Origin of the sequence: Virgisporangium aurantiacum (assembly GCF_016863635.1) — a bacterium.
In the GTDB taxonomy this organism is placed as follows: Bacteria; Actinomycetota; Actinomycetes; order Mycobacteriales; family Micromonosporaceae; genus Virgisporangium; species Virgisporangium aurantiacum.
In genome coordinates, this window is record NZ_BOPG01000013.1 from 63,623 (window position 1) to 88,482 (window position 24,860).

Below are 24,860 nucleotides of genomic sequence, written 5' to 3' on the forward strand. Positions count from 1 at the left end.
AGTAGCTTGGACGGGTGAGTAGTAAGCCGTTCGTGCGTGTGGGGGAACCCGCACCGGAGGATCTGACCGCCCGGGCCCGGATCCGGGACGCGGCGCTCCTGCTGTTCGCCGAGCACGGGGTGAACGGGGCGTCGATCCGGGACATCGCGGCCGCGGCCGGAGTGTCGTCGGGGCTGGTCAGGCACCACTTCGGGTCGAAGGAGGAGCTGCGCAACGCCTGCGACGCCTACGCCATGGACCAGATGGTGCGCCTGCGCGCACAGGCGGTCGCCGAGGGCGGGTTCGCCGACGACGCTTTCATGTCCTCGATGCACCGGGTGGCCCGGGTGCTGCAGCGGTACCTGCTGCGGTCGATGCTCGACGGGTCGGCCCCGGCCGCCGCGATGTTCGACGAGGTCGTCACGCAGGCGGAGGACTGGCTGCGGGCCGCCGGGGCCGAGACGCGTGACCTGCGGGCGGCCGCGGTGGTGCTGTGCGTCATGCAGGTCGCCGGCTACCTCATGCCGACCGAGGTATCCCGGGCGCTCGGCGCCGACGTGCAGAGCGACGCCGGGACGGTCCGGCTCAACCGCGGACTCGTCGACATCCTCGCCAACGCGCTGCTCACCCCCGCTCAACGGGACGAGATCCACACCGCGATCGACCGCATCGCGGAGTCGACCACCGGCACGACGCCGGAAGCCGGCACCACGCCGGAAGGAGAAGGAACATGACCGCGGCAATCCGTACCGAGGGCCTGGTCAAGACGTTCGGGCCCGCCCACGCCCTGGCCGGGCTCGACCTCACCGTCAACAGCGGGGAGGTGCACGGCTTCCTCGGCCCGAACGGCGCGGGGAAGACCACCACCATCCGGATCCTGCTCGGGCTGCTGCGCGCCACCAGCGGACAGGTGGAGGTGCTCGGGCACGACCCGTGGGCCGACGCGGTCGACCTGCACCACCGGATCGCGTACGTGCCCGGCGACGTCAGCCTGTGGCCCAACCTCACCGGCGGCGAGGCGATCGACCTGCTCGGGTCGCTGCGCGGTGGCATCGAGCCCGACCAGAAGGCACGCCTGACCGAGCTTTTCCAGCTCGACCCGGCGAAGCGCTGCCGCGCCTATTCCAAGGGCAACCGGCAGAAGGTCGCGCTGATCGCCGCGTTCGCGTCGCGGAAGACCGACCTTTTCATCCTCGACGAGCCGACCTCCGGCCTGGACCCGTTGATGGAGGCGGTGTTCCAGGACCTCGTCCGCGAGGTGAACGGGCGCGGCGCCACCGTGCTGCTGTCGAGCCACATCTTCGCCGAGGTCGAGGCGCTGTGTTCGCGTGTCAGCATCATCCGCGACGGCGTGACGGTGGAGACCGGCACGCTCGACGGCCTGCGCCACCTGGCCCGCACGTCGATCACCGTCGAGGCGGCCGGAACGATCGACGGCCTCGACACCCTCAAGGGCGTCCACGACCTGGCGACCGACGGCACCCGCACGACGCTCGACATCGAGCCCGACGCGCTGCCCGACGTGCTGGGTCACCTCGCCACCGCCAGCGTGCGCTCGCTGACCAGCCGGCCGCCGACGCTCGAGGAACTGTTCATGCGGCACTACGGGCCGCAGCAGCAAGGAGCGGACCGATGACCGCCGGCACCGGCCGGCTGGTCCGCCTCGCCGCCCGCCGCGACCGGATCCAGCTTCCCGTCTGGATCGTGGCCTCCGCGCTCCTGGTGATCGCCGGCGCCGCCGCCGTCGCCGACGAGTTTCCCGACCAGCAGAGCCGCGTCACCGCGCTCACCGGCGCCGGCGGCAGCCCGGCCGTGCTGCTGATGCGCGGCGTGCCGGTCGGCGACAGCCTCGGCGCGCTGGTGAACTTCCGCAACTTCGCGTTCATGCTGGTGCTCGTCGCGCTGATGAGCACGTTCGCGATCATCAGGCACACCCGGCAGAACGAGGAGACCGGCCGCGCGGAGCTGATCGGCGCCGGCGCCGTCGGCCGGCACGCCCCGCTCACCGCCGCCCTGCTGCTGGTCGGCGTCGCCGACGTCGCGTACGGCGCGGTGATGACCGCGATGCTGCTGGCCGTCGGGCTGCCGGCGGCGGGCGCGATCGCGTTCGGGGCGGCCTGCGCGGTCACCGGCTGGGTGTTCGCCGGCATCGCGGCGATCGCCGCCCAGCTGTTCCGCTCCGCGCGCTCGGCGAACGCGACGGCCGCGACGGCCGTCGGGGTCGCGTACCTGATCAGGGGCATCGGTGACGCGCTGGGCGAGCGGGCCACCGGCGTCGTCGTCACCAGCGGCTGGCCCTCCTGGCTGTCGCCGCTGGGCTGGGGCATGCTGGTGCGCCCGTTCGGCGACGAGCGCTGGTGGGTGCTCGCGCTGCCGGTGCTCGGCGCCGCTGCGTCCGTCACCGTGGCTTTTGCCCTGGCCGGACGGCGCGACCTCGGCGCGGGCCTGGTGCCCGACCGCCCGGGGCCGACCACGGCGGCGCGGATGCTGCACGGTCCGGCCGGGCTCGCCTGGCGGCTCACCCGCGCCTCGACGATCGGCTGGGTGCTGGGGGCGGCGGTGTCCGGCGTCGCGATCGGGTCGCTGGGCAACACCGTGCGGGACGCCCTGGGCGACAACTCCGGCGTGACGGACATGATGGGCCAGCTCGCGGGCGGGGGCGCCGGCGATCTCGTCGACATCTACTACGGCGCGATGATGAACGTCTTCGGGGTGCTGGCGGCCGCGTTCGCCGTGCAGACGCTGCTGCGGCTGCGGGCCGAGGAGACCGGCGGCGCGGCCGAGGCGGTGCTGTCGGCGGCCGTCGCCCGCACGCGCTGGGTCGCGACGTACCTCGCCTGCGCGGCCGGCGGGGCCGCCGTCGTGCTGCTGGTGGCCGGCCTCGGCGCGGGCGTCGCCGACGCGGCGTCCGGCGGGGAGACGGGCGTGGGCACGCTCGTCGTCGCCGGGCTGGCGCAGTTGCCGGGCGCGTTGGTGCTGGCCGGTTTCGTGGTGCTCGTCTTCGGCGGGCTGCCGCGGCTGGTGGTCGCGGTGGCCTGGGCGGGCTTCGCGGTGAGCCTCGGGTGCGGGCTGTTCGGTGACCTGTTCGGCCTGCCGCAGGCGGTGCGCGACGTGTCGCCGTTCAGCCACGTGCCCGCCGTACCCGCGGCCGACGTCACCGCCCTGCCGATGGTGTCGCTGGTGGCCGTGGCGGCCGTGCTCACGGCGTCCGGGATGGTTCTTTTCCGCAGGCGCGATCTCGCACCCTGAAAAACGCGGGCGCCGTCCACAGTGGACGGCGCCCGCGTTCGGGTCTAGACCTTCTTCAGCACCCAGGGGGTGTCGGCGTCCTTGTCCGGGGTGATGGTCAGGGTGTCGCCGCCGCAGGTGTAGGTGCCCCGGTCGAAGATCGGGTCGATGTCGACCGCGTTGCCGGTCTGCGTACCGACGTACTTGCCGATCGGGGTGTTGTCGAACGGCCGGGCCTGTACCGGCTCGGTGAGGTCGAGGGTCAGCGTGGTGGCTTCCCAGTTCAGGTCGCCCACCGGTTCCCACGATCCGCTCGGCGCGGGGGTACCGGCGTTCGCCGGGGCCGGGCCGGTGCTGACCGTGCCGGACGCTGTGCCGGCGTAGGTGAACTTGCCGCGCACGTCGGCGTTGGCGACCTTCGCGCTGAAGTTCACCGGGTCCATGCCGGTGAAGTCGATGGTGGTCGCGCCGTTCGGGCCGACCTTCACCTTGATGCCGGCGCCGCCGGTGAGGTTGGCGCTGACGTTGTTCCGCTTCGACGCGGCGTCGGCGGTGAGCGCGACCGAGCGCCAGTCGCCGACGACGCACGACGCGACCGGGCCACCGGTCGCCTTCGATGCCGTGGGGGAACCGCTGGCGCTCGCGCCCGGGGTGTCGGTGCCTTCGGCGCAGCCGGCGGTGCTCCCGAGGGCGAGGCCGAGCCCGGCGCTGAGCGCGATTATGGTGCGACGACGTTGAGGTCGCATGAAATCCGTCCTCCGCTTGTATTGACGGCCCTTGTTTCGACTGCTCCGAGTGGGCTACCCGATGGCGGCGGAGGCAAAACCGGCAGACCGGTCACGGACGGGCCACAGTGGCCGGCACAGTGGCCGGGGACCGCGCCTCGACGATCAGGGCGTCGGCGGCGGCCTCGGCACCGCCCGCGGCGCGGAACGAGTCGCCGATCCGGGCCGCGGCGGCCGCGTACCCGGGGTCGCCGAGCACCGTGTCGACCGCGGCCGCCACGTGTCCGGCGCCGGCCCGGGCGAACCGCAGCCGCACGCCGGCACCGGCGTTCACCACCTGGCCGGCGATCACCGGTTGGTCGTCGCGGATCGGCGCCACGATCAGCGGGACCCCGTGCCACAGCGACTCGCACACCGTGTTGTGACCGCCGTGGCAGATCACCAGGCCGGTCCGGCGCAGCACAGCGAGTTGCGGGATCCACGGCGCGGTCGTCACGCCGGGAACCGAGCCGAGCACCCCGTCGCGGTCGACGATCAGCGTGTCGAGGTCGGTGCGGGCCGACAGGGCGTCGGCGCACGCGCGGAGGAACCGTTCGCTGGCCGGTCCGTTCGTGGTTCCGAGCGTCACGAGGACGAGCGGACGCGGCGGCGGTGGCGTCCATTCCTCGCTCCGGGAGGCCGGCAGCGCCGGACCGACCCAGCGCACCGGGTGCCGCTGCGCGACCGGGCCGGCCAGTTCGGGCGTCGAGAACGCCAGCACCAGGCGCGGCGACCAGCGCGGGTCCGGCCCGCCGAGGGTGGCCAACCGCTCCGCGATCCAGCCGGCGATCGCCGGCGTGAACGGCTCCACCAGTTCCGCCGACGTCGACGCCGACGTCACCCACGGCACGCCGGCCCGGTGGGCGGCGCACGCGCCGGCGTACGTCTGCTGGTCGGCGAGCACCAGGTCGGGCCGGAACCGCTCGATCGCGGCCACCGTCGGCGGCAGCATCTCGGTCGCCAGCGGGATCAGGTAGCCGTCGAGCAGGAACTGCAACGCCTCCGGGCCGTGGATGTCCGGCGGGCGGATCGCGGCCTCGCCGTACCGGGCCGGCGCGCAGTCGACGATCGTCGCGGCGGGGCCGAGGAGCGCGCGGAGCCAGTCGCCGGCGCCGGCCCACACGACCTCGTGACCGCGGGCTGTGAGTCGCTCGGCGACCGCGCGCATCGGCGCGACGTGCCCGACGAGCGGCGCCACGACGAAGAGGAACCTCACCGTTTTTCCAGCTGTTTTTCGAGCCATGGCAGCATCGCGGCGCACACCTTCTCGGGTGCGCTGATCAGCAGCAGGTGGTCGTTGTCCGGAATCACCTCCACGGTGGCGCCCGGCAGCATGGACAGCACCGACGGCAGGTGCCCGTGCAGTTCCGACGCGCCGCCGACGACGAGCAGCACCGGAACGTCCACTGTGGACACGTCGGCGGCGGTCATCAGTCCGGCCGGATGGACGATGTCGGTGGTCACCGTCGTCGTTTCGGCGAGGGCCCGCGCGGACGCCGACATCTTCTGGAACAGCTCCGGCTGCCCGGCCATCTTCTCCGGATCACCGACGTGCGCCGCGACCTCGCGCAGCCCGTCGACCGTGCGGGCCGCCCACGCCGCGGTCGGCGGCTCCGACTCGATCACCACCATCGAGGCGACGCGCTCCGGATGGCGGTGCGCGTACCGGAACAGCACCGTGCCGCCGAACGAGTACCCGACCAGGTGCACCGGATCCGCGATGCCGAGTTCGGCGACCATCGCGTGCAGGTCGTCGACGGCGTCGTCGAGCGTGTACCCGGTGGGTGGCCGCTCGCTGCGGCCGTGCCCGCGCAGATCGTAGGTGACCACGTCGAAGCCGAGTTCGTTCACGGGTCCGGCGAGCGTGAAGTAGTAGCACGCCAGCGTGTCGATGAGGCCGTGCACGAAGACCAGCGGCGGGCCGCTGCCGGGGAAACGCTGGACGTGCAGCCGCACGCCGTTCGCCGTCACGAACGGCACAGCGCCGCCGACACGTAGTCCACCAGGTCGCCGACGCGCAGCGCGATGATCTCCTGGATCGTCAGCGTCGACAGGAACGCCGGGAAGTTGACGACCGGCCCGTACCGCTCGGTGAGGCGGGTGCCCAGCACCACGATGTCGATGCTCTCGAACGCCAGATCCTGTTGGAACGACGTCTCCCGCGTGATCGGCACGGCGTCCGGGTCGTAGCCGTCGAGCACCTCCCGGATCAGCTCACCGATCTCGGCGAGCACGTCGGTCTGGGTCTGCACTGGGTCACCTCTCGATTGGCAGTTGGGTCCAGGCGACGACGTACCGCCGGCCGCCGTGGGTCAGGTCGGTCAGGCACACGGTCAGGTCGCGGCCGGCGGCCCGCACGGTGAGTTCGTCGGCCCGCACGGCCGTCACCGCGAGGGAGCGCGGCGACCCGCCCAGCCCGGTGCCGAGCGCTTTGCCCGCCGCTTCCTTGGCCGCGAAGAACCGGGAAAAGTCCACAGTGGACGCCATGAGCGCGCGTTCCTCCACGCCGAGTGCCGCGGTCACGGTCGGCTCGTCGCGGTCCACGATCTCCAGTACGTCGATGCCGACCGGGCCGCCGGGACGCGCGATCGCCACGCCGACCTCGCCGCAGTGCGCCAGCGACACCGACAGGTCCGGCAGCCGCCGGTCGAACCGGCCCCGGATCCACGGGCGGCCGACGTCGTCGTTGCCGGTGGTCAGTTCGACGGCGAACAGGTCGTGATCCGGAACGACGTGCGCGCGCACCGCGTCCTTGACCGCGATGCGGCCGAGCAGCCACTGCCGGCGCCGTTGCGGCGGCTGCCGTTCGTAGATCTCCCACTCGTCGCGGGTCAGGTACGTGCGCGCGATGAGCTCGCGGCTGGCGAGATCGGGCCACGCCTCGCCGACGCAGCACCATCCCGCGTCGTGCCGGCGGGCCAGCAGTGCCCGGCCCGCGTTCCGGTCGACCGCCTGGATCGCCGCGTCGCTGGCGAACCGGCGCAACTGCCAGCCGTCGGCCTCCGCCCAGACCGTGCCGTCGGCGCGGACCAGTTGCAGGGCCGCGATCACGGCCGTGTCCGTCACCCGCGCGATGCGCACGTGGCAGGCGATCCGCTCCCCCGGCGGCGGTGCCGGCGAGTACAGGCGCAGGGCGTCGAGGCGCACCGGGAAGGTGCGGCTGTTGACGTCGCACTCCTCCAGCACCCAGTACCCGACCAGATGGCCGGCCGCGTCGAGCAGGCCGCCGGGCGTGTCCGGCGCGGTGAGCACGCCGATGACGTGGTCGGCGCCGATGGTGTCGATACTGGTTACGCCGCGGTAGGCCGGGCCGTGGAACATCCACCGCCGCCCGTACATCTGGCCCGCGGTGAGCAGCGGCGTTCGTGCTCCGCTCGTGGGCGGCGCGGACCACGGTGCCGGTGGTGCCGGGTGCGCTTGGGCGACGTCGACGACGCTCCGGGCGTACCCCCGAACGGTGACGGCTACGGAACGCGCGCTCACGTGCGTCCCCTCGAACGTGACCGGAACCGGCGGTTCCACCGCGAGCCAGCGCTCGAACCTGGCCTCCCGGACGGCGACCGCGACCGTGCCGGGCGCGCCCTTTTCCGCGAAGTCGGCCATCTGCCGGACGAGTTCGGTGGCCGGCACCACGGGGAAGCCGTCGTACGGATCGGGCCATCCGGACGGGACCTCGAAGAACGTGTGGTCGCGCAGGTACGGCATCGTGCGCAACGACATCTCCCGGGTGACCGTGCGCGGCGAGCCGCCGCGGCGCCGATCCTGGGAGAGAAGGTTCTGCGGAGACCGACCGTTGTTTCCCGGAACCGGCGGCGCACCGGTGACCCCGCGGGTACGGGCGGCTGCCACCACCGCGAGCGCGGCCTCCTCGACGTCCGCGACCACGGCGGCGATCCGGCCCGCGTCCTCCCCACCGGTGCGCGCCGCCGGAACGGCCGCGCGGCCGACCAGACCGGCCGCCGTCGGGCCCAGCGAGACCAGCGGGCTGCCCAACGACAGCCGCACGGTGGCGGACGCCGGCGCCGTCAGCAGGTCCTCATTGACCGCCGCGCCCTCGATCCACAGCGCGGCGAGCACGCGCACGAGCTGGCCGAGGCCGGTCTGGCGCGGCGCGTTCGCGGCGATCGCGAGGTGGTCGCGCCCGCGCAGGACGTCGTGCACCAGCGAGCCGAGCTGGCCCGCGCCCACCTGGATGAACGCACGCACCCCAGTCTCGTACAACCGCTCGACGAGCGGCCGGAACCGCACCGGCTCCACCAGGTGACGCATGTACAGCTCGCGGATGCCCGCGGCGTCGGCGGGATACGGCGCGACGGTGGTGGCCGACCAGACCGGCGCCTGCCACGGGCGCGGTTCGAGGCGCTCGGCGGCCGCCTCGAACCGGTCGAGGTACGGCCGCAACCGCGGCGTGTGGAAGCCGGACCGGAACGGCAGGACCGTGCCGAGGACGCCGGCCGCCCGCGCCGCCGCGAGCACCCGCTCCACCTCGGCGACCGAGCCGCAGATCACGCTCTGGTACGCCGAGTTGTCGTGCGAGACGGTCACCGTCGTGCCGGCGAGCCGGCGGGCCGCCGCCTCCGCGGGTTCGCCGAGCGTGGCGAACACGACGTCCGGTACCTCGCGGACGGCGTCGGCGAACGCGGTCAGCACCGGTTCGATGTCCGCTTCGGTGTAGCCGGCGGCCACGGCGATCGCGTTCCACTCGCCGATCGAGTGGCCGGCCAGCACGTCGGGCCGTACGCCGTGCGCGCGCAGCGCCGCGTCGAGGAGCCGGCCCACCGCCAGCACGGCGGCGCCGTGCCGGAACAGGCCGTCGGTGCCGAGATCCGGCATCGGCACGCCGAGGTGCGCGGCGACGTCGCCGACGCGCGGCGCGAAGTCCGCCTCCAGGCCGGGGTAGACGAACGCGATCCGGCCGGGGTCGGTGCCGGCGCCGTCGCCCGCCAGCAGCGGACGCGGGCTGAACCAGATGTCCTGCCGTCCCCGCCACGGCTGCCCGGCGGCGACGACCCGGCGGGCGGTGGCGAGCGTCCGCTCCGTCGGCGACACGACGGCCAGCCGGCAGGAGCCCGTGCCGCCCCTCGCGCCCGCGTCGAGGCGCTCGGCGAGTTCCGCGACCGTGTCGGCGGCCAGCCGCAGCACCGGCACCGGTTCCCGCACCACCCGCACCGGCCGCGCCGCCCGTTCCACGCCCTCCAGCACCACGTGCGCGTTGATGCCGCCGAAACCGAACGCGTCGACCGCGGCCCGGCGCACGCCGTCCGGCTCCACCGGCCACGGCTCCGCCGTGTCGATCGGCCGGAACCGGGTCGCCGCGAGATCGGGGTGCGGGTCGGCGCAGTGCAGCGTCGGCAGCAACAGTCCATTGTGGACGGCCAGCGCGGCCTTCACGAACCCGGCGATCCCGGCGGCCGGCATCGCGTGCCCGATCATCGACTTCACCGAGCCGAGCACCGCCGGTCGGCCGGCACCGAACACCTCTCTCAGCGTGGCCACCTCGGTCGCGTCGCCGACCGGCGTGCCGGTGCCGTGCGCCTCCAGCAGACCGATCGAGTCGGCCGCCGTCGGGTCGAGCCCGGCCGCCGCCCACGCCAGCCGCAACGCCTCGACCTGGCCGCCGCTCGCCGGGTTCATGAGGCTCGCGCCGGCTCCGTCGCTGGCGACGCCGGTGCCGCGGACCACGGCGTAGATCCGGTCGTCGGCCCGCCGCGCGTCGGCGAGCCGTTTCAGGACGACGATGCCGGTGCCCTCGCCGATCAGCAGCCCGTCGGCCGAGCGGTCGAACGGTCGGATCCGCCCCGACCCGCTCATCGCGCCGAGCCGGTCGAACACGCTCCACAGCGTCGGGTCGTGCGCGTGGTGCACGCCGCCGACGAGCACCGCGTCGCACCGTCCGCGCGCCAGTTCCGCCACCGCGTGGTCGATCGCGACGAGCGACGACGCGCACGCGGCGTCGACCGTGTACGCCGGTCCCCCGAACCCCAACCGGTTCGCGATCCGCGACGCCGCGAGGTTCGGCACCAGCCCGATCTCGGCACCCCGCGACGGCGGGTCCAGGCGGGCGAGGAACGCCTCACGGACCCGGTTCAGCGCGGCGTCGTCGAGGTCGGGCACCAGTTCCGACAGGACGTGCGCGACCTGGTGCACGGCGCGCACCCGCTGGTCCAGCCGGGCCACCCCGGCGGTCAGGTAGCCGCCGCGGCCGAGGATGACGCCCACGCGGCGCGGGTCGCCGATTCCGGTGCCGGTGACGTCGGCGAGCGCCGCGTTGGCGACGTGCAACGCGATCAGCTGGTCGGGTTCGGTGTGCGGGAGCGCCGCCGGCATCACGCCGAGCGCGTTCGGGTCCACGGCCGCGAGGTCGCCGACGAAGCCGCCCCGCGTGTGCGGGAACAGCTCGGCCGGCAGGCCGTACGACGCCGGGATCGGCGTGACGCAGTCGACGGCGTCGACCAGGTTGCGCCAGTAGGTGTCGAGGTCGGGCGCGCCGGGCAGCAGCACCGACATCCCGACGACGGCGACCGGTTCCATCGTCGTCACCAGCCCGGCGCCGTGTGCACGACCGACGTCAACGACGGGTCGCCCCACGCCAGCTCGTCCAGCAGGCCGGTCGCGCCGCGCACGGGGTCGATCAGCCGCACGCCGTGCCGCGCGTACCGGGCCGCGAGCTCCGGCGTCACCATGCCGCCGCCGGACGGCGCCCACGGTCCCCAGTGGACGGTCAGGCAGCGGCGCCCGGTGTCGCGCGCCCACCGCCGGCCGAGTTCGGCCATCGCGTCGTTGGCGGCGGCGTAGTCGCACTGGCCGCGGCTGCCGCGAACCGACGCGATGCTGCCGAACAGCGTCACGAACCGTGGACCCTCGCGCAGGTCGCGCAGCGCGCCGAGCAGGTTCCGCGCGCCGTCGACCTTCGTGGCGAACACGCGGCGGAACGACTCGGCCGACTTGTCGGCCAGCAACCGGTCCTCGATCACGCCGGCGGCGAACACGACACCGTCGAGCCGGCCGTGCCGCGCGTACACGTGCTTCACGAGGCTGTGCACGGCCTCCGCGTCGGTGACGTCGACCGGCGTGTACCAGGCGTCGCGGGTGCACCGGTGCAGTTCGTCGAGCGTGCGGGCGACCTCGCGACGGGCGAGGACGGCCCGCGCACGGGCGTCCACATCGGAGGGATCGCGACCGGCCAGCACCGCCCGGAGCGCGGTGAGATCGGCGGCCGCGGCGAGCTCCGGGTCCTCGGGTTCGGGCGCCGGCACCGTCCGCCCGGCGATCGCGACCCGGCACCCGCTCGCGGCGGCGAACTGCCGGGCGACCACCGACGTGATCCCCCGCGCGCCGCCGACCACGAGCAGCACCGACTGCGGCGTCAGCCCGATCGCCGCGGCGGCGTCGGTTCCCTCCGGCAGGGGCTCCGGTGTGGTGACGCAGATGAGGCGCTCGGATCCCAACCGTGCCACCGGTTCCGAGTCCCGTACGGCGAGCTCGGCGAGCACCGCGCCCGCCGTCGTCGCCGCCGACCGTCCCGCCTCGACCGCGACCAGGCGCGCGATCGCCTCCGGGCGCTCGCGCCGCAGCGACCGGAAGAACCCGGCCAGCCCGTCGGCGCGCGGGTCCCGGTCGTTGACGACCACGAACAGCCCGGCGCCCGTCAGCGCCGCCTGGCGCAGCGCCGGGAACCACTCCGGGAGCAGGGCGGGCTCGCCCGTCGGGTCCTCCGCTGTTTCGCCCATGGTGTCGCCCAGCGCGTCGAGCAGCACGAGGTCGTCGGCCGGCTCGTCGGGTCCGACGACGGTGGCCGCGCACCGCTCGACGAGCAGCCGGGCCAGTTCCGCACCGACCTCGGTGCCGGCGTCGCTCACCGCGATCCGCCGGCCGGCGAGGTCCGCCAACCGGCCCGCGACCGGCGACGGCGCCCAGGTCACGGTCAGCCGCTCGGGCGCCGCCGCCACGTCGGCGGGCTCCGGGCTTGCGGTCTCGCTCTCGCCGGCGCTGGTGGTTTCTTGTGCGCTCGCGTCGAGCCATTCGGCGATCGCGCCGGCGGTGCGCATCCGGCCGAGGTCGTCCAGTGCCGTGTCGGAGAGCCGGCCCGCCAACCCGGCCGCCAGCTCGCCGACGATCTCGGTGCGCTTGATCGAGTCCACCGACAGGTCGGCCTCCAGGTCGAGGTCCGGCTCGATCATGTCGACCGGGTAACCCGTGCGGTCGCTGATGATCCGGCGCACCAGGTCCACAGTGGACAGGTCGAGGACCGGGCCGGCCTGGTGCGGGATCGCCACCGCCGGCTCCGGAAGCGATACCGGCGCCGGCGCCGGCCCCATCTCCGGCACGGTGTCCAGCGCGGTGCCGAGGTACGCCAGCATCACCTCGCGCTGCGCGGCGATGAACTCGCGCGTGGTACGCAGGTAGTCGCCGATCAGGTCGTCCGACGACGGCGGAACCGGTTGGGTGCCGACGGTGTGGACGGGCGTCGGGGTCGACACGCCGCCGGGCAGGAATGCGCCGTCGGCCGTGCGCACGGCGTGCCCGTCCACCGTCCAGCGCGGCTGCGCGCCGGCCATCGCGCGGCCGGACGACGCGCCGGCCACCGCGAGGTCGGCCGCAGTGTCGACCGCGATTTCGACCGCGAGGTCGACCGCGTCGCGGCCGCGGAACAGCCGGTCGAGCCGCACCGGAACGCCGGCCGTCGCGAGGTCCCCGAGCGCGTGCAGCGCGCCGGGCAGCCCGCCACCGGCCCGCTCGAACGTCACGACGGTGTGCGGCCGGCCCTCCAGCGTGGCGCCCACCAGTCCACTGAGGACGGTGCCCGGCCCGCACTCGACGAACACCCGCGCGCCGGCCGCGTACATCGCCTCGACCTGCTCGCCGAACCGCACCGGCGCGCCGATCTGCTCGGCCAGTTCCACCGCGATGTGCGCCGGATTGCCGGGGTACGGCCGCGCCGTGCGGTTCGACCACACCGGCACCGCCGGCGCGCGCAGCGCCACCCGGGCCACCGCCGCGCCGAACGCCCGACCGGCACCGGCGACGAGCGGGCTGTGGAACGCGCACGCCACGTCGAGCGGCGTGACGCTCAGACCCTTGTCCCGCAACCGTTCCACGGCCGACGCCACCGCGCCGGTGGGACCGGACACCACCACCTGCCGGGGCGAGTTGAGGTTCGCGACCACGACGCCGGGTACCCCCGTCAGCGCCTCGAACACCGTCTCCGCGTCGGCGGCGACGGCGGCCATCGTGCCGGGATCCGCGCCCGTCGCGGCGAGGATCGCCGCCGCGCGTTCCGCGCTGAGCGCGGCGAGGTCGGCCACCGGCACCGCGCCGGCCGCGGCGAGGGCGGCCAGTTCGCCGTAGCTGTGCCCGGCGAGCATGTCCGGTGCCACGCCGGCCATCGCGAGGAACCGCTGGGCGGCCAGGCCCGCCGCGCCGAGCGCGGGCTGCGCGTGCCGGGTGTCGCGGAGCAGGTCGCGCTGGCGCCGTTCGGCGTCCGGGTCGAACGCGGCGCCGGGATACAGCGCGGCGCCCCATCCGCTGCCCGCGTCCACCAGATCCTGCAGCTCGGGGAACGCGACCAGCAGCGGCGCCAGCATGCCGACCCGCTGGCTGCCCTGGCCGGGGAACAGCAGCGCCACCGGCGGCCGCTCGGAAACCGGTGCGGCGACGGCGATCCCGTCCAGTTCGGCGACGAGTTCGTCCACTGTGGACGCCACCACCGCGGCCACCGCCGGGCCGGCCGCCCGGTCGAACCGCACCGCGGCCGACCGGGCGAGGTCGCGCAGCCGGGCCGCCGGACGCGCCCCGGCCAGGCCGCGCAGCCACGCGACGTCGGCCGCGGCGGCGAACAGGAACAGCTCCGCCGGCCAGGCGTCGTGCCCGTGGCGCGGCGGCGCCTCGCCGGCGTCCGTGAGCACTGCGTGGAAGTTCGTGCCGCCGAACCCGAAGCCGCTCACCGCCGCCGCGCGTCCACCGGCCGGCGCGGGCCAGGGCCGGGCGGTGTGGTCGAACGCGAACGGGCTCTCGCCCGGCGTCCACTCCTCGTTCGGCCGCGACAGGTGCGCGGTCGGCGGCCGCACACCCACGTGCACCGCCAGTGCCGCCTTGATGACGCCGGCCACGCCGGCCGCGCACTTGGTGTGCCCGATCTGCGACTTCACCGAGCCGAGCGCCACCGAACCCGGTGCCGCGCCGGCGAACACCGTCGTGAGCGTCGCGAGTTCCGTCCGGTCGCCGACGGCCGTTCCCGTGCCGTGCGCCTCGACCAGGCCGACGTCGGCCGGCGAGATCCGCGCCTGCGCGTACGCCCGCATCAGCGCGAGCCGCTGCCCCTCCGGCCGGGGCGCGGTCAGCCCGCGGGCACGGCCGTCGCTGGCGCTGCCGATGCCGCGGATCACCGCGTACACGCGGTCGCCGTCGCGCCGGGCGTCGGCGAGACGTTTGAGCACCAGGCACCCGACGCCCTCGCCGAGCGCGATGCCGTCGGCCGCGTGGTCGAAGGGCCGCGAGCGACCGGTCGGCGACAGCGCGCCGACCGAGCCGAACAGCCGGAAGTCGTAGACGCCGTTGTGCGTGTCGGCGCCGCCGCACAGCACCATGTCGGCGGTGCCGGCCACCAGTTCGCGGCAGGCCGCGTCGAGCGCGGCGAGCGACGAGGCGCAGGCGGCGTCCACCGTGTAGTTGGACCCGCCGAGGTCGAGCCGGTTCGCGATCCGCCCGGCGATGACGTTGGCCAGCACGCCGGGGAACGTGTCCTCGGTGAACGTCGGCAACTGCGCGGTCAGCGCGGCCGGGACCTCGGCGAGGTACCCGGGCAGCGCGGCCCGCATCATCGCGGCGTTCGACAGTTCGCCGCCCGACTCGGCGCCGAAGATCACCGAGGTCCGCGACCGGTCGAACGGTCGCCCGTCGCCGCCGGGCGGCGCCGCGTACCCGGCGTCGGCCAGCGCCCGCGCGGCCACCTCCAGCGCCAGCAGTTGCACCGGCTCGATCGACGCCAACGACGCCGGCGGGATCCCGTACGCGAACGGATCGAAGGGGACGCGCGGCAGGAACCCGCCCCACCGCGACGGCACCCGATCGCCTCCTTCGCCGTAGTGCCGCACCGGATCCCAGCGCTCGGCGGGCACCTCGGTCACAGCGTCGACGCCGGCCAGCACGTTGGCCCAGTAGCTCGCGGTGTCCGGGGCACCCGGGAAGATCCCGGCGAGCCCGACGATCGCGACGTCCAGGGGCTGCGGCGCGGCGGCGTCCACAGTGGACGGTGGCGCCGCGACGGGAAGCGCGGCCGCCCGCGACGCGAGCCACGCCTTCGCACCCGAGGTCACCTGCGCGTGCAGGTCCTCCACCGTGGTCACCTTGTCGCGGAGCACCGCCACCTGGCCGGCCATGAACAGGCCCTCGTCCCGCTGCACGGTCTCGTCGACGCGGACCAGGCGCGTGCCGTCCCGGCGGATGCCCTTGCTGGCGATGCGGAGCCGCCCGAGGTTCAGCCGTTCGAGCTCCTCCCACACTTCGCGGTCGGGCGTCCCGGCGGCGCGCAGGCGCTCGCGCGTCTCGGAAAACTCGTCCGCGTACGGCGTTTCCACGCACCGCGTGAGGTGCCCGGGCGCGGTCTCCAGCACGGCGGTGGACCGGGCCCCGCGCAACTCGCGCTGGAACGTCGCCCCGATCGCGCCGGTGTCGACGGCCTCCTCGGTGAACAGGTAGGCGGTCCCCATCAACAGGCCGACGCCGGCGCCCCGCGCGGTGAGCGGCGCGGTCGCGGCCGCCACCATCGCGGCCGACCGGGCGTCGTGGATGCCGCCGGCGAAGATCGCCTCCACCTCGGTTCCCGGGTTGGCGTCGAGCCAGTCGACCAGGATCGCGATCTGCGCCTGCCACAGGCAGAAGCTCGATCGGGGACCGATGTGCCCGCCGCACTCGGCGCCCTCGAACACGAAGCGGCGGGCGCCCGCGTCGAGGAACTGCCGGAGCAGACCCGGCGACGGCACGTGCAGGAACACCGCGATCCCGACGTCCTCCAGCGCTGCGGCCTGCGACGGCCGGCCACCGGCGATGATCACGGCGGTCGGCCGGGTGGCGCGGATCGCGTCGAGTTGCGCGGTGCGCACGTCCTCCGGCGCGAACCCGAGGATGCCGGCCGCCCAGGGCTTCCCGTTGACCTTGCGGGCGGTGTCGCCGAGCAGCGTGCGGCTGGACTCGCCGTCGGCCAGCGACAGCGCGACGCACGGCAGCCCACCGGCGGCGGCGACGGCCGCGGCCAGCGCCGGCCGGTCGCTGACGCGCGTCATCGCGCCCTGGATCACCGGCAGCCGCAGGCCCAGCCGGCGCGCGAACGGCGCGGCGGGTTCCAGCGCGGCGTTCGCGTGCGGGCCGGTGGCCGCGGCGATCGCCGTCTCGACCGCCCGCACCGCCGACGCCACGGTGCCGTGGTCACGGGCGAACGCGGCCGCGAGAAAGACGTCCTGCCCCGCCGGCAGTTCGCGGACGGCGCCACGCGGACGCCACACCCGCTCTCCATTGTGAACAGTGCTCTCGGTTCCGTCGGCCGTCGCCAGCGCGGCGGCGAGGTCCGGCGGCGGGGTCGCCTCGTCGAGCAGCGCGAGCGCGGAGTCCAGCACCACGCCGGCCGCGCCACCGGCGACCGCTGCCGCCGCCGTGTGCGGGCCGATCCCGCCCCACGCCCAGACGGGGACCGGCACGGCGCCGAGCACCTGCTGCAGCAGCACGAACGTGGTCAGCCCGCCGACGCGTCCACCGGCCTCGCTCCCCCGGGCGAGCAGCCCGTCCGCGCCGGCCGCGACCGCGGCGACGGCCTGGTCGACGTCGGTCACCTCGACGAGCACGGTGCGGCCCTGACCGAACGCGGAGATCCGGTCGGCCAGCCCGTGCGGGACGACGAGCAGGTCCACCGACTCCGGCAGGTCCCCGATCAGCGCGGCCGGCACGTCGACGCCCAGCCGCACGCCGAACGTCCCCGGCACCCACCGGACGGCCCGGGCCAGTTCCTCCTCGGCGCGGCGATCATGCCGGCTCAGGTCGAGCACTCCGGTGACACCGGCCGCGCGCATGGCCGCCACCAGGCGCGCGTCCGGCAGACCGAACGGAGTCACGCCAACAATCGTTCCCACCGCCACTGTTGGTGACCTCCCTCAAGGCGGCATGCCCCGCGCCGCCGCCATATCCACGCTAGCGCCTTTTGTCCGTTTTGCACCATTCCCCATGTCTACCCCCCTCCCGAGTTACGCCCCCATCTCCCAGTCGCTCTTGCAGTTGTGGTGCCTGATTGGGGGTTGTTCATCCCGTTTTCGCAGGCACCACAACTGCAAGATCGACTCCGATAGCAAGTCCGGGCACCAGCGGTGCGGCGATCTTGGGCTCCTGTACACCGTGACCCGGCGGTCGGGTGACTTGCGGGCTTTATCCAGCCCGCGTGAGGCCTTGGTTTGCGGATCTTGGACTCCCGGAGGGGTTATGGCACCTCGTGCAGTCCAAGATCCGGAAACGTGCGGCGGAACCACGACCACACGGGGGAAGTGGGCACCCGGCGGCGCCGGAGGTGCTGTTATTCAGGGGTGGATGACGACGGGCATGTCGAAGTGCCGGAAGACGTCGCGGATCTGGCGTTCGAGCACGGGCTCGGCACGCCGATCCGGGAGTACCGGTACTCCGGGAACCTGCGGATGTCGGCGCGGGACGTCAACACCGCGATCAACCCGTGGGTCGCCGCGCTCGGGCCGGTGGTGCTCGTGCTCGCCGCCCTGACGCACGGGTGGGTCTCCTGGGCCGGGCTGGCGCTCGGGTTGCCGCTCAGCATCATCTTCGCCCGGCAGGTCTGGGAGCACCGGCGGCGGCTCCGGTTGCGGCGGCTCTACCAGTACAGCGGCGGGCTGGTGATCGTCATGGGTGACCTGCACCCCGAGGTGGTCGCCTGGGACGAGGTCGACGACTACGACCACACCGTCGACCACATCGACGGGCACGAGGCCCGGCTGCTCGGCACGCCCGCCGAGCGGACCTACCACTCGCATTACATCCTGACCACGGCCCGGGTGCCGGTGGAGATCCACAGCGAGTTCCACGACACCGGCCCGCTCGCCGAGGCGATCGAGGCGGCCGTGCTGCCCGGGATCATCCGGAGCTACCGGGACCGGTTCGAGGCCGGCGAGGAACTCGAGTTCGGCGACCTCCGGATCGGACCGACCGGGATCGGCACCGGCCCGACCGGGACCGTGCCGTGGAGCGAGGTCGACCGGATCGAGGTCGAGGACGGCCTGGCCGTGTACCGGATCGGCGTCGACACCCCGGTCATCGAGGTGGACGCGGACCACCTCGACCACCTGCCGGCCGTCGAGGCGATCCTCACGGAGGCCAGCAGTCAGGAGGACGCGTCGAGGTAGCGCTGCGCGCGCTCGCGCAGGAACGCGCGCAACTCGGGCGGTTCGAGCACGGTGAACGGCACCTCGAACCCGCTCAGGTACGTGGCCAGGTCGGGCAGCGAGTCGTAGCCGGTCACCAGTTCGCACGTCCCGTCACCCAGATCCGTGACCCGGCCCGAGGTCGGCGTGGTGCGCTCGGCCACGACGGACGCCGGCGCCCGCAGGATGACGCGCACCTTGTACGGCCACGGCGCGGACACCGTGCCGCGCAGCACGTGGGCGGCCGCGTCGCCGCCGGGTGGCTCGCGCGGGACGAACCGCGCACGGGGACCGGCCGGGGTGGGCGGCAGCGTGATCCGGTCGGCGCGGAACGTGCGCCAGTCGCGCCGGTCGGTGTCCCAGGCGAGGAGGTACCAACGGCGACCGGTGTAGACGAGCGTGTGTGGCTCGACGTCGCGCTCGCTGACCGTGCCGTCGTGGCTCGCGTACCCGAAGCGCAGCCGCTCGCTGTTGTGAGCAGCGGCCGCAACCGTGGACAGTGTTTCCATATCCACCCGCGGCCCGCCGCCGGCTGCCGAGACCGTGGCCGTGCGCAGCGCGTCCACCCGGGGCCGCAACCGGGACGGAAGCGTGCGTTCGAGCTTGGTGAGCGCGCGCAACGAGACGTCTTCGATGCCGGTGACGGTGCCGGCCGCCGCCGCGCGCAGGCCGACCACGACCGCGACCGCCTCGTCGTCGTCGAGCAGCAGCGGCGGCATCGCGTTGCCGGATCCGAGCCGGTAACCACCGGCCGGACCGGTGGTCGAGTCGACCTGGTAGCCCAGTTGGCGCAGCTTGTCGACGTCGTTACGCACGGTTCGGGTGGTCACCTCGAGGCGGGACGCGAGGTCGGCGCCCGACCACTCCCGCCGCTGCTGCAGCAGGGACAGGAGCCGGAGCAGGCGAACCGAGGTCTCCAACATTCTGTTGATTCAATCAGATGTTGAGGAACCTAATCTTCCGCAACCCCTCCTACCGTTGTCCACATGAGCGAACTGAGGGGTTTGGCGAACATCTCCTACTGGGCCGACGACTGGGCCGCCGCCCGGGCCTGGTACAGCGAACTGATCGGCGCCGAGCCGTACTTCCTGCGCGACGGCTACGCCGAATGGCGGTTGGGCGACGACCTCGACGAACTCGGGCTTGTGGACAACCGCTACCGCCCGGCCGGTACGAACAAGGGACCGGGCGGTGTGATCGCGTACTGGCACGTGGACGACGTCCACGGCATGTTCGAGCGGCTCCTGACGATGGGTGCCACCGAGCACGAGCGCCCGCAGGACCGCGGCCAGGGATTCGTGACCGCGACCGTCGTCGACCCGTTCGGGAACCTGCTCGGCGTCATGTACAACCCGCACTACGTGGAGGTGCAGGGAAAATGATGACGTTCGCCGACACCGACGAGTTCGACACCTGGCTGGGCGAGAACGCGGGGCAGCAGAAGGAGGTCTGGGTCGTGGTCGCCCGCAAGGGCACCCCGGGGCTGACCGCCACCGAGGCCGGCGACGTCGCGATCTGCCACGGTTGGATCGACAGCCACCGCCGCCGCCTCGACGGAAAGCGCTTTCTTCAACGGTATTCGCCGCGCCGGCCGCGCAGCCCGTGGTCGCAGGTGAACGTCGAGCGGGTCGGTGTGCTCGATGCCGCCGGCCGGATGCGCCCGGGCGGGCACGCCGAGGTGGCGGCCGCCCAGGCCGACGGCCGCTGGGCCGCGGCATACGCACCGCAGCGCTCCGCGCCCGTCCCCGACGATCTTCTCGCCGAACTGGAGCACGACCGGCGGGCCAGGGCCGCGTTCGACGGCCTCGGCCGGAGCGAGCGGTACGCCGTTTTCCTGCCGCTGCTCAAGGCGCGCACGCCGGCGGCCCGTGCCGTCGCGCGCCGCCGGGCCGTCGCGCTGCTCGCCAACGGCAGCTGAGCCAGCGACCGCCGGGCCACCGGCCGCCGGGCCACCGGCCAACCGACGCCACCGGCCACCGGCCAACCGACGCCAACGGCCACCGGCCAACGACGCCAACGGCCACCGGCCAACGACGCCACCGGCCGCCGGGCCGACGCCGGGCCGCACGGCCGTCGCGCTTGCTGCCAACGACGCCTTGCTAGCGGGAAGCGAGAAGCACGACCTTCGCCCGGGCGTGCTCCTCCTCCAGGTAGCGGATCGCCGCCGGCGCCTCGTCCAGCGGATAGGACCGGTCGATCACGGGGGCGACCGTGCCCGCCTCGATGAGCTTGGTGAGCGCGTCGAACCGGTCGCGGGTGGGCTTCGGCTGCGGGGCGATGATGCGGGTGCGGCCGAACTTCGCGGCAAGCGCTCCCCGCACGAACAGGGCCATCGGGCCGACGAGGCTGCCGCCGGTGGAGACGCCGCCGCCGGACAGGATGATCGTCCCGTCGTCGGCGAGGCACCGGCGCAATTCCTTGAGCGAGCGGTTGCCGACCAGGTCGAAGACGACGTCGTAGCGCCGTTCGGTGAAGTCGCGCTTCGTGTAGTCGACGACGTGGTCGGCGCCGAGGCTCGTGACGAGGTCGACGTTGCGGGGGCTGCACACCGCGGTCACCTCGGCGGCAAGCGCTTTCCCGACCTGCACCGCGAACGTGCCGACGCCGCCGGACGCACCGTTGACCAGCAACCGTTGGCCGGGTTGGATCCGCGCCTCGTCGAGCAGGCACACCAACGCCGTGTTGCCCGCCAGTGGCACCGCGGCGGCCTGCTCGTAATTCACATTCGACGGCATCAGCCCGACGACGTCCTGCGGTGCGCACACGTACTCGGCGAACGCGCCGTTGACCTCGCCGTAGACGTCGTCGCCCACCGCGATACCGGTGACGTCCGCACCGACCGCGACCACCCGGCCGGCGAAGTCGGTGCCGAGGACGCGGTTCCGCGGCCCGCGCAGCGGCATGTCGGACGTCGTGAGGCGGGCGATGTACGGGTCGCCGCGCATGATGTGCCAGTCGCGGGCGTTCACGGACGCGGCCCGCGTCTCGACGAGGACGTCGTCCGGCCCCGGGGTCGGCGTCGCCGTCTCGCCGTACCGGAGCGCCGTCGCCGGTGCGCCGTAACCGTTCTGGAGAATCGCCTTCATCGCACTGCCACCTTCCGATAGACGAACGTGGGACGGCGGATGACGTACTCGGCCACCGCCAGGTTGATCAGCCAGCCGGCGAGCATCGCGACCGCCTTGCCCGTCCGGTCGACCGGGCCGAGGGCGGCGATCCAGACGCCATGGGTGAACGCCTGCGTGCCGGCGCCGAGGCCGATCGCGTAGCCGCGGATCATCCACGCCCGGTGCCCCGTGAAGTCGCGCCGCCGCACCGCGATCAGCCCGATGACGATGGCCGCGGCCATCGCCGTCCCGAAGACGAGCCGGAACGCGGTCACCAGGTCGCCGACGTCGGCGGGCCGCGGGTAGAAGACCGTGAGCCAGAGCCCGGAGAGCGCGGCGCCCAGCCCGGCCGGCACCAGCACCCGGCCGTTGACCCGGTGCCACCGCGGGCGCCGAAGGCCCCGACCCAGAAACTGGAACGCGCCGGCCACGCAGAACACGGTGACCGTGACGATGTGCACCACCACGGGCACCGGATCGGCGAAGAATCGGGCGTTGTCCGGGGTGACCGCCGCACCGACGGACAGTTGCGAGACCCGGAACGCGCCGGCGACCACCGGTATGGCGCTCAGCAGGAGCAGCCCGGTCGGGGCGAGCCAGCGTCGAGATGTCATGCCGTCGATGGTTCCGGCGCGAGGCCCGCCGGACATCGGAGCGGAGGCCGGCCGCGTCCCCGTCCAAAGACCGGCCGGGCTCCCGTACTTTCGGCGGAGTCTAAAACCTAGAGAGAAGGGCGGACGCGATTCGTCTCGTACGCCCACATCGCGACCTCGACGCGGTTCCGCGCCGCCAGCTTCGCCATCAGGCTCGCGATGTGCGTCTTCACCGTGCTCAGCGTGATGTACAGCTCGGCGGCGATCTCGTTGTTGGTGCGGCCGCGGGCGACCGCCGCGAGCACCTGCTCCTCGCGGTCCGTCAGCGGATCGACCGGCTGGCGCACAGGCCCGACCGGCCCCGCGTTCGCGAACGCGGTGAGCAGGCGGGTGGTGACGCTGGGCGCGATCAGCGCGTCGCCGTTCGCGGCCGCGTGCACGGCCTGGGCCAGGAGCGCGGGGCCGGCGTCCTTGAGCAGGAAGCCGCGGGCGCCGGCGCGCAGCGCCGCGTAGACGTACTCGTCGAGGTCGAACGTGGTGATGACGACGACGGCCAGCGGGTCGGGCACGTCCGGACCCGCCACGGCCCGGGTGGCACCGATGCCGTCGAGGACGGGCATGCGGATATCGAACAGGCACACGTCGGGGCGCAGGCGCCGGGCGAGGTCGACGGCCCGCCGCCCGTCGGCCGCCTCGCCGACGACCTCGATGTCCGGCTGGGCGTTCAGGATCATCGTCAGGCCGGTGCGGACGATTTCCTGGTCGTCCGCCACGATCACGCGCACGGTCACGCGGCGGCACCGCCGCGGGGCAGCACGGCGCTGACCGTCCAGCCGCGGCCCGGGTTCGGGCCGGCCTCGCACGTGCCGCCGAGGAGGTCGGCGCGCTCGGTCATGCCGATCAGCCCGTAACCGGGCGTCGCGCCGCCGTGCCCGGTTTCGCCGTCATCGGTGACGCGCAACCGCACCGACGTGTCGTCGGCGGCGACCCGCACGAGGATCCTGGTCGCGTGCCGGGCGTGCCGGCGCGCGTTGGTGACCGACTCCTGCGCCAGCCGGTAGATCGCACTGCCGACGGACGGGGAAAGGTCGTCGGTGTCGCCGTCGATCTCGACGTCCACCACCGGCCCCGCGCCGGAGCCGAGCCGGGCCAGGTCGGCGATGCGCGGGCTCGGCGCAAGGTCGGCTTCCTCGGACCGGCGCAGCGCCCGCACCATCGTGCGCATCTCGGTGAGCGTGCGGGTCGCCTCGGCCTCGATGACGCGCAGCGCGTCGGCCGCCGCCTCCGGGTGCACCGACATCGTGGCCAGCCCGGCCTGTGCCCGGATCGCGATCGCCGAGACGTGGTGCGCCACCGTGTCGTGCAGGTCACGGGCCAGCCGTTCGCGTTCGAGGAGCTTGACCTTCTCCAGGTCGCGCTGCCGGGCCCGGGCGCGGTAGCGCATCGCCGTCCCGCACGCGGCCGCCACCGAGAGGACCAGCACCCCGACGGCCGCCATGCCGAGCCCGGTCTGGCTCAGCGGCACCAGAACGGCCAGCCGGCCCAGCATGATCGCCGAGCCGAGCACCATCTCGCGGCCGGACCCCCACCGGAACAGCGCGTACGGCAGCAGCGTCAGGAAGCCCATCGTCTGCAGTTCGGCCAGCTCGCCGCCGGTGAGCAGCGGGCTCAGCGCGCAGCCGCCGAACGCGATCGCCACCATCAGCAGCGGACGGGTGCGCCGCCACAGCACCGTCGGCACCAGCGCGACCGCGATCGCGACCGACACCACCCGCCACGGAAGGTCGGGCCGCAGGACCCCTTCGAGCACCGCGGCGACGACGAGGACGGCGACGAGCGCCCAGTCTCGCCAGACCCGGACCGGCGCGCCGGCCGGCCGCGGCTCGAACCACACGGCGCGCAGTAACTGGGTCACGCCACCGATGGTACGAGCGATCCGACCCCGGTTGATCGGCCCAAAGTACCAGTACTAGCTCGCGCCGCCGGCGTGACGCTGACTCAGCGGGTTCATGTCGTTCCACGCGGCATCGATGAACGCCAGGCACTGCGCCTTGGTTCCCACCCGCCCGGTGGGCTGCCATCCGTCGGGAAGTGGCTGGTCGACCGGCCAGATCGAGTACTGCTGCTCGATGTTCAGCACGATCTGGAACTGCTGGGAGTATCCGCTCATCCACCCGCCCGTTCTCGACGCATCGACGACGGTACCAGGCCTGATCATGTGCGCGCAGAACGCGGAGCCCCGGGAGGAGGCTGCCTACGAAGTGCTGAGCGCACGGCGTTGCGGGTCGCGCGGCCCACTGGTTGACCGCACGACCCGCAACCTCCCCCCGGAGCCCCAGAACTCAAGTCAAACGATCTCGGCTTCCGGGATCATGCCGCCTGCCTACCGGCACCGCTTCAGCACGGCGTCCCAGTTGGTGCCGGCGGGGCAGTCGGGGGCGGCTAGCACCCCGGACCTGGCGGCTTCGCCCGTGCTGGCGGCGGTTCCGTCCAGAATCGGGAACGCGCCGGTGATCAGAACGCTCAGCACCAGGCTGCGGAAGAATGCGCGCATGGTTCACCTCCTCTCGAAGAGGCATCCGGAAAGGGCCCCGGCGGCGCGGGACCGGTGCGCCACGGTGGGGATGGCCGGTCCCCGTGACGTCCGCTCGCGAGTGCGTCCTCGCGTCCGCCGTCGACATCGCAGATCCCGTCTGGGTGGTGGAATCCACTTAATGTCATTAAGACATTAAGTGGTGACGGAGGTTTATGTCAAGATGACAGGAAGCAGAGGAGTGTGCC

Annotated in this window: 19 protein-coding genes; 6 read left to right on the top strand and 13 right to left on the bottom strand. The window is 73.7% G+C overall.

What is annotated here, in order from left to right; translation table 11 throughout:
• Positions 1–14 precede the first annotated feature (14 nt).
• From Vau01_RS12600 to Vau01_RS12610, 3 genes are read left to right on the top strand one after another with little or no spacing between them, the layout of a single operon-like run.
• Positions 15–713, top strand: a complete 699-nt coding sequence (locus Vau01_RS12600; RefSeq protein WP_203991215.1) for a TetR/AcrR family transcriptional regulator — start codon at positions 15–17, stop codon at positions 711–713.
• Positions 710–1,615, top strand: a complete 906-nt coding sequence (locus Vau01_RS12605; protein WP_203991218.1) for an ABC transporter ATP-binding protein — start codon at positions 710–712, stop codon at positions 1,613–1,615. Before Vau01_RS12600 ends, Vau01_RS12605 begins: the two co-directional genes overlap by 4 nt.
• Positions 1,612–3,228 (top strand): ABC transporter permease, encoded by a 1,617-nt coding sequence (locus tag Vau01_RS12610; protein WP_203991220.1) that lies wholly within the window; start codon positions 1,612–1,614, stop codon positions 3,226–3,228. Before Vau01_RS12605 ends, Vau01_RS12610 begins: the two co-directional genes overlap by 4 nt.
• Before the next feature lie 44 nt (positions 3,229–3,272).
• On the opposite strand, the gene Vau01_RS12615 is transcribed toward Vau01_RS12610, so the two are convergent.
• The 6 genes from Vau01_RS12615 to Vau01_RS12640 all read right to left on the bottom strand — a co-directional run bounded on the left by Vau01_RS12615 (position 3,273) and on the right by Vau01_RS12640 (position 17,074).
• A complete protein-coding gene (locus Vau01_RS12615; protein WP_203991223.1) occupies positions 3,273–3,953 on the bottom strand; it encodes a hypothetical protein in 681 nt (226 codons plus the stop codon).
• A gap of 91 nt (positions 3,954–4,044) precedes the next feature.
• A complete protein-coding gene (locus Vau01_RS12620) occupies positions 4,045–5,187 on the bottom strand; it encodes a glycosyltransferase (RefSeq protein WP_203991226.1) in 1,143 nt (380 codons plus the stop codon).
• Positions 5,184–5,942: an alpha/beta fold hydrolase gene (locus Vau01_RS12625; RefSeq protein ID WP_203991230.1), complete on the bottom strand. Its 759-nt coding sequence runs from the start codon at positions 5,940–5,942 to the stop codon at positions 5,184–5,186. Before Vau01_RS12625 ends, Vau01_RS12620 begins: the two co-directional genes overlap by 4 nt.
• Positions 5,939–6,223: an acyl carrier protein gene (locus Vau01_RS12630; RefSeq protein WP_203991233.1), complete on the bottom strand. Its 285-nt coding sequence runs from the start codon at positions 6,221–6,223 to the stop codon at positions 5,939–5,941. The genes Vau01_RS12625 and Vau01_RS12630 overlap by 4 nt, the downstream gene beginning before the upstream one ends.
• Positions 6,224–6,227: 4 nt before the next feature.
• On the bottom strand, positions 6,228–10,559 hold the full coding sequence (locus tag Vau01_RS12635) for a beta-ketoacyl synthase N-terminal-like domain-containing protein (protein ID WP_203991236.1): 4,332 nt from the start codon (positions 10,557–10,559) through the stop codon (positions 6,228–6,230).
• The gene (locus tag Vau01_RS12640) at positions 10,508–17,074 is read right to left on the bottom strand and encodes a type I polyketide synthase (protein ID WP_203991239.1); all 6,567 of its coding nucleotides are present in this window, start codon (positions 17,072–17,074) and stop codon (positions 10,508–10,510) included. Before Vau01_RS12640 ends, Vau01_RS12635 begins: the two co-directional genes overlap by 52 nt.
• A gap of 462 nt (positions 17,075–17,536) precedes the next feature.
• Between Vau01_RS12640 and Vau01_RS12645 the strand changes: the two genes are divergently transcribed.
• Positions 17,537–18,361 (top strand): DUF6585 family protein, encoded by an 825-nt coding sequence (locus Vau01_RS12645; RefSeq protein WP_203991242.1) that lies wholly within the window; start codon positions 17,537–17,539, stop codon positions 18,359–18,361.
• Here the strand turns inward: Vau01_RS12645 and Vau01_RS12650 are convergent.
• Positions 18,340–19,302, bottom strand: a complete 963-nt coding sequence (locus tag Vau01_RS12650; protein WP_203991244.1) for a helix-turn-helix transcriptional regulator — start codon at positions 19,300–19,302, stop codon at positions 18,340–18,342. The two genes, Vau01_RS12645 and Vau01_RS12650, sit on opposite strands and share 22 nt — an antisense overlap.
• A gap of 63 nt (positions 19,303–19,365) precedes the next feature.
• Here Vau01_RS12650 and Vau01_RS12655 point away from each other — a divergent pair, with 63 nt between their 5' ends.
• Both Vau01_RS12655 and Vau01_RS12660 read left to right on the top strand, forming a co-directional pair.
• Positions 19,366–19,761 carry a VOC family protein gene (locus Vau01_RS12655; protein ID WP_203991246.1) on the top strand — a complete coding sequence of 132 codons (396 nt, stop codon included), beginning with the start codon at positions 19,366–19,368 and terminating at the stop codon, positions 19,759–19,761.
• Positions 19,758–20,297: a YdeI/OmpD-associated family protein gene (locus tag Vau01_RS12660; protein WP_203991248.1), complete on the top strand. Its 540-nt coding sequence runs from the start codon at positions 19,758–19,760 to the stop codon at positions 20,295–20,297. The genes Vau01_RS12655 and Vau01_RS12660 overlap by 4 nt, the downstream gene beginning before the upstream one ends.
• Before the next feature lie 181 nt (positions 20,298–20,478).
• Here Vau01_RS12660 and Vau01_RS12665 read toward each other — a convergent pair whose 3' ends face one another.
• From Vau01_RS12665 to Vau01_RS12690, 6 genes are all read right to left on the bottom strand, one after another.
• A complete protein-coding gene (locus Vau01_RS12665; protein ID WP_203991250.1) occupies positions 20,479–21,465 on the bottom strand; it encodes an NAD(P)-dependent alcohol dehydrogenase in 987 nt (328 codons plus the stop codon).
• Positions 21,462–22,100: a DUF2306 domain-containing protein gene (locus Vau01_RS12670; protein ID WP_203991253.1), complete on the bottom strand. Its 639-nt coding sequence runs from the start codon at positions 22,098–22,100 to the stop codon at positions 21,462–21,464. The genes Vau01_RS12665 and Vau01_RS12670 overlap by 4 nt, the downstream gene beginning before the upstream one ends.
• Before the next feature lie 107 nt (positions 22,101–22,207).
• A complete protein-coding gene (locus Vau01_RS12675; protein WP_203991254.1) occupies positions 22,208–22,870 on the bottom strand; it encodes a response regulator in 663 nt (220 codons plus the stop codon).
• Positions 22,867–23,994, bottom strand: a complete 1,128-nt coding sequence (locus Vau01_RS12680; protein ID WP_203991257.1) for a sensor histidine kinase — start codon at positions 23,992–23,994, stop codon at positions 22,867–22,869. Before Vau01_RS12680 ends, Vau01_RS12675 begins: the two co-directional genes overlap by 4 nt.
• A gap of 54 nt (positions 23,995–24,048) precedes the next feature.
• Complete coding sequence (locus Vau01_RS12685) at positions 24,049–24,249, bottom strand: MbtH family protein (RefSeq protein ID WP_203991260.1); 201 nt, start codon at positions 24,247–24,249, stop codon at positions 24,049–24,051.
• Between the two features lie 213 nt (positions 24,250–24,462).
• Complete coding sequence (locus tag Vau01_RS12690; protein ID WP_203991263.1) at positions 24,463–24,633, bottom strand: hypothetical protein; 171 nt, start codon at positions 24,631–24,633, stop codon at positions 24,463–24,465.
• Between the last annotated feature and the right edge of the window lie 227 nt (positions 24,634–24,860).